General features: G+C 63.0%; 6 protein-coding genes. 1 reads left to right on the top strand and 5 read right to left on the bottom strand.

All coding sequences use genetic code 11. The features are described 5' to 3' along the window. From AUC71_RS22810 to ubiA, 5 genes are all read right to left on the bottom strand, one after another. Positions 1-147: ATP-binding cassette domain-containing protein (locus AUC71_RS22810; protein WP_141701677.1), on the bottom strand; the 147-nt coding region annotated here is incomplete at its 3' end. Next, positions 144-1,577, bottom strand: a complete 1,434-nt coding sequence (locus tag AUC71_RS12765; protein WP_204376719.1) for an ABC transporter ATP-binding protein — start codon at positions 1,575-1,577, stop codon at positions 144-146. The genes AUC71_RS12765 and AUC71_RS22810, both read right to left, overlap by 4 nt. A 119-nt stretch (positions 1,578-1,696) precedes the next feature. Continuing rightward, entirely contained in the window at positions 1,697-1,966 is a 270-nt protein-coding gene (locus tag AUC71_RS12760; RefSeq protein ID WP_069624567.1) for a DUF4170 domain-containing protein, read from the bottom strand. 51 nt (positions 1,967-2,017) lie between these two features. Beyond that, positions 2,018-2,842, bottom strand: coding sequence for an inositol monophosphatase family protein (locus tag AUC71_RS12755; RefSeq protein ID WP_069624566.1), 825 nt, complete (start codon positions 2,840-2,842; stop codon positions 2,018-2,020). Positions 2,843-3,112: 270 nt separating this feature from the next. Then, complete coding sequence (gene ubiA, locus AUC71_RS12750) at positions 3,113-4,096, bottom strand: 4-hydroxybenzoate octaprenyltransferase (RefSeq protein ID WP_069624569.1); 984 nt, start codon at positions 4,094-4,096, stop codon at positions 3,113-3,115. A gap of 43 nt (positions 4,097-4,139) precedes the next feature. On the opposite strand from ubiA, the gene AUC71_RS12745 reads away from it, so the two are divergent. Further along, entirely contained in the window at positions 4,140-4,343 is a 204-nt protein-coding gene (locus AUC71_RS12745) for an RNA methyltransferase PUA domain-containing protein (RefSeq protein ID WP_069624565.1), read from the top strand. The last annotated feature ends 2 nt before the right edge of the window (positions 4,344-4,345 follow it).

The raw sequence follows: 4,345 nt of genomic DNA, 5'->3' as shown, positions 1-4,345 counted from the left end.
ATCGAGCGAGCTGGTCGGCTCGTCGAGCAGCAGGATCGGCGCATTCTTGTAGATGGCGCGGGCGATGGCGATGCGTTGCCGCTCGCCCCCGGAGAGCAAGCCGCCAGCCTCGCCGACACGCGTGTCGTAGCCTTTCGGCAAACTCATAATAAGTCGTGTGCCGCCGCCGCCTTGGCCGCCGCGACGACCTCCTCCTCGACCAGGGGCTTGGCGCCATAGGCGATATTGGCGCGGATGGTATCGTCGAACAGCACCGGGTCTTGGGTTACGAGCCCAAGAGCGTCGCGCAAGGAACCGATGGTGACGTTCTTGATGTCCTGGTTGTCGATCAGAACCTGGCCCTTCTCCGGATCGAAGAAACGCAACGCCAGATTGACCAGCGTGCTCTTGCCGGAGCCCGAAGGGCCCACCAGCGCCACGGTCTTGCCCGGCGGCACCGTCAGGCTCACGCCTTTCAGCACCAAGGTGTCCGGATTGTAGGCGAAGGTCACGTCGCGGAATTCGATCTCGCCCTTCGTGAGCGCGAGCGGCTTGGCGTCCTCAGCCTCGACCAGATTTGTCTCGCGGTCGACGATGCCGAACACGCGGCTTGCCGCCGCCACGCCTTCTTGCAGTTGCGTCTGCAACGTGGCGACGCTCTTCAGGGGACTGTAGATAAGCAGGGCCGCCGTCATGAACCCACTGAAGTGGCCGAGCGTGAGGTCGCCCCGCACACCCTGGGTGCCGGCGAAATAGATGGCTAGCGCGAAGCCGAGGCCGACCAAAAGCTCCATGGCCGGGCTCGATGCGGCCCGCGCCCGCGTGCCGCGCATGGTGAATTCGAGCGCGCGATTGGTGGCTTGTGCCGCGCGCTCCCGCTCCTGCCCTTCTTGCCGGTAGGCCCGCACCACGCGCATGCCGCGCAAGGTCTGCGTCACCAGCGCGGAGAGGTCTCCCGTCTCCTGCAGGGATTTGGTCGTGGATTTGCGCATCTTGCGCCGCTGCCGGGACAGCATGAACCAAGCGAACGGCATGAAGATGAGGACCAGCACCGAGAAGCGCGGATCCATGTAGATCATCGAGCCCACGAGGATGATGACCTTCAAGAGGTTCTCGCCCAGCGTGACGATGGTGCGGCTCGCCGTGGCACGGATCAGATTGGCGTCGTTGAGGAAGCCTGAGAGAATGCGGCCCGAATGCACCGTCTGGATCCAGCCGAGATCGGCCTTGGCCAGCTTGTCGAACATCTGCAGCCGGAGATCCGCGATGAAGCGATGGCCGAGATAAGCCACGGTGACATTGGCTACATATTCGGAGATCGCCTTGAGCACCGTCACGATGACGATGGCCCCGGTGATCCAGTAGACCATGTCCGCGTTCTTGGCGACGAACACGTCGTCGGCGGTGCGCTGAATCAGAAAGGGAATGGCGCCCGTGGTGGCCGCGGTGACCAGCATGGCAATACTGGCGCAAACCAGCAGATACACATGGGGGCGCAGATGCTCCCGCCAGATGCGTTGGACGATCTCCTTCGTCGTATAACGGCGTGACCCAAGCTCATCGGCGCCCCGGGAGATCACGCGCGCATCTATGAACACATTATCTTTCAAAGACTTCCCCGATTCAGCAGCGGCCGCCGGCGCGGCCGTCCCTTATCGATCCCCTTCTAGCACGGGCTCCCCGTCTCCTTTAAGGCGAAAAGCTCGAGGCCGCGCGCCTAGCCGGTGCTCCCGTCCGCGCCGTGCTCGGGATCGAGGAGCCGGTGCAGATGGACGATGAAATAACGCATATGAGCATCGTCCACGGTGCGCTGCGCGGCATCCTTCCAGGCATCGTAAGCCTGGGCATAATTGGGGTAGATGCCGACGATATCGAGCTTCTTGAGATCGCTGAACTCGACCTTGTCGAGTTCCATCAGTTCGCCCCCAAACACGAGATGAAGTAGTTGCTTGCCGCCTGCTGTCTTCGATTTGTCCTTTGACGCCATGCGTCCGCCCCCTCTGTTCTTTGAACGCTGGGCACCTTGGCGAAATGCGCCCTAAAGGTCTATGCGGCTTGTGCGCTCGATGAGAAGGGGATGAAGCGGCTTGCCGCTCGCGACCAGGCTCGTAAATTTGGGGCTCTCGCGATTGTAAGCATGCGGGTTGCCGCGGTGGTCGGTGGTGATGCCGCCGGCCTCGTCCATGATCACGGCCGCGGCGGCCAGGTCCCACTCGGCTTTGGCTGTCAGCGAGATTGTGGCGTCGCCCCGGCCGCAGGCCACCAGTGCCAGACGATAGGCGACGGAATTCACCCACTCCGCCGTCACGTCGGGCCAGGGCTCCTGCCAGATCTTTTTCCGGAACAGCCCGCCGCTGGCGATCATCTTCGCGCCTTCGAGGGAAGCCTTATCGCTGGCGTGGATCGGTTCATCGTTGAGGAAGGCGCCATGCCCGCGCATGGCGTGGAAAAACTCGTCCTTCGCCGGGTTGTAGACCACGCCCAACACCGGCACGCCGTCCTCGACCAGCGCCGCCGACACGGTCCATTCGGGAATGTGACGCAGATAGGCGTTGGTGCCGTCGATGGGATCGATCATCCACACCCGCGAATATTTGAGGCGCGAGCGATCGTCCGGGCTTTCCTCCGACAGCCAGCCGTAATCCTTGCGGCGCGTCGTGAGATCGAGCTTCATCGCCGCGTCAACGGCGAGGTCGGCGTCGCTCACCTCCGAGCCGTCCGGTTTCTTGAAGACTTGGACGTCCTGCTTGAAATAGCTGTTGGCCAGTGCGCCGGCATCGCGCACCGCGCTCTTCAGAAGTTCGTAATCTTCTTCCAGCGAAGGCAGGATCTCAGGCTTCTTTGTCGGTGTAATTGCGGTCATAAGTCGGAAGGAACACTCTCTAAACCATGGTTGAAGCTACCGGTCGTTAATTACGTCCATTAAGCGTCCGGGAAAGCTTCCGTGGCACCATCGTCTCAATCAAGGCCGCCTCAAGGCAGCCAATAAGGAAGCTAACAGCAAGGCGTCACCGGGTCTCGAGAGCGAATGCTCCGAGGCCCTCTTGCTATCCGGACCCTGGGGCACGGCATCTTGGCCTGCGGCTCTCTTGCACGTCTCGGACCAGTTCTCCAAGACCGTGAAATCGGCCTTCTAGCCGCTAGATGCAAGCGCCATATCGGCCATGACTGCGACAAAAATAAGCAATCCGAAATCGCGGTTGGAGCGGAAGCGCGCCAGGCAGTTATCGGCATCGTCGATATCGAGCGTGGCGACTTGCCAGGCCAGTTGAACGCCGGCGAGCCCCATGCCGAGGACGAAGACGGTGCCCGCACCCGAAAGCCAGCCCGCCACCAGCATCGCGCTCCATGCAAAGCCGTAAAAGGCGCTGAGCCAGGCTTTGGTGGCGCCGCCAAATCGGAGTGCCGTCGATTTCATGCCGATCAGGGCGTCGTCCTCGCGGTCCTGATGCGCGTAGATCGTGTCGTAGCCGATGGTCCAGGCGATGGCCCCCGCGTAGAGCAGCACCGGGGCCGCGTCGAGCCGGCCGAGCACTGCCGCCCATCCCATCAGCGCGCCCCAATTGAAGGCAAGCCCCAGCACGGCCTGAGGCCAATGGCTGATGCGCTTCATGAAAGGATAGAGCGCCACGATGGGGATCACGCAGAGCCCGAGCAGAACGGAAAAGCTGTTGAGGCTCAGCAGTACGGCGAGCCCGACGAGGCAAAGCGCCAGCATAAACAGAACCGCCGCCGTCACGCTCACCTGTCCGCTTGGCAGAGGCCGCGATCGGGTGCGCGCCACTTGAGCGTCGATCTCGCGGTCGACGATATCGTTGTAGGTGCAGCCCGCGGCGCGCATGGCGACAGCGCCCACGGCAAACAGGAACAGCAGCCAAGGGTCCGGGTAGAGGGCCCCGACGCTGCGCCCCGCCAGCGCCACCGACCAAAAGCAGGGCAGCGCCAGCAGAAAGAACCCGATAGGCCGGTCCGCGCGTGCCAGGCGCAAGTAAGGCAGCAGCCAGGCGGGCGCATAGCGGTCCACCCAGTTGGCGGTGCTCGCATCGGCGACGTTGCCGGCTTTGCCATTACCCGCTTTGCCCTCATCCGCTTTGCCTTGGGATACCGGACGTGGCATGTGTCGTGTCGCTCGCCTCTGCTCGCTTCGCCGGGTGTTGTTCATGCCGTCTAAACTTCCACGGCTCTTCGTCAAGTCTCCGCTGCGCACCGGCGCCGAGATCGTCCTCCCGCCCGACCAGGCGCATTATCTGGCCAACGTGCTCCGTCTGAAGCCGCAGGAGCAAGTCCTGGTTTTCAACGGCGTGGACGCGAATGGCGCGCGCGCGCCGCCGCCGCGGCAAGAAGAAGGTGACGCTCGCCGCTGAAC

The organism is Methyloceanibacter marginalis, from assembly GCF_001723295.1.
In the GTDB taxonomy this organism is placed as follows: Bacteria; Pseudomonadota; Alphaproteobacteria; order Rhizobiales; family Methyloligellaceae; genus Methyloceanibacter; species Methyloceanibacter marginalis.
This window is presented reverse-complemented; position numbering and strand designations above follow the sequence as displayed.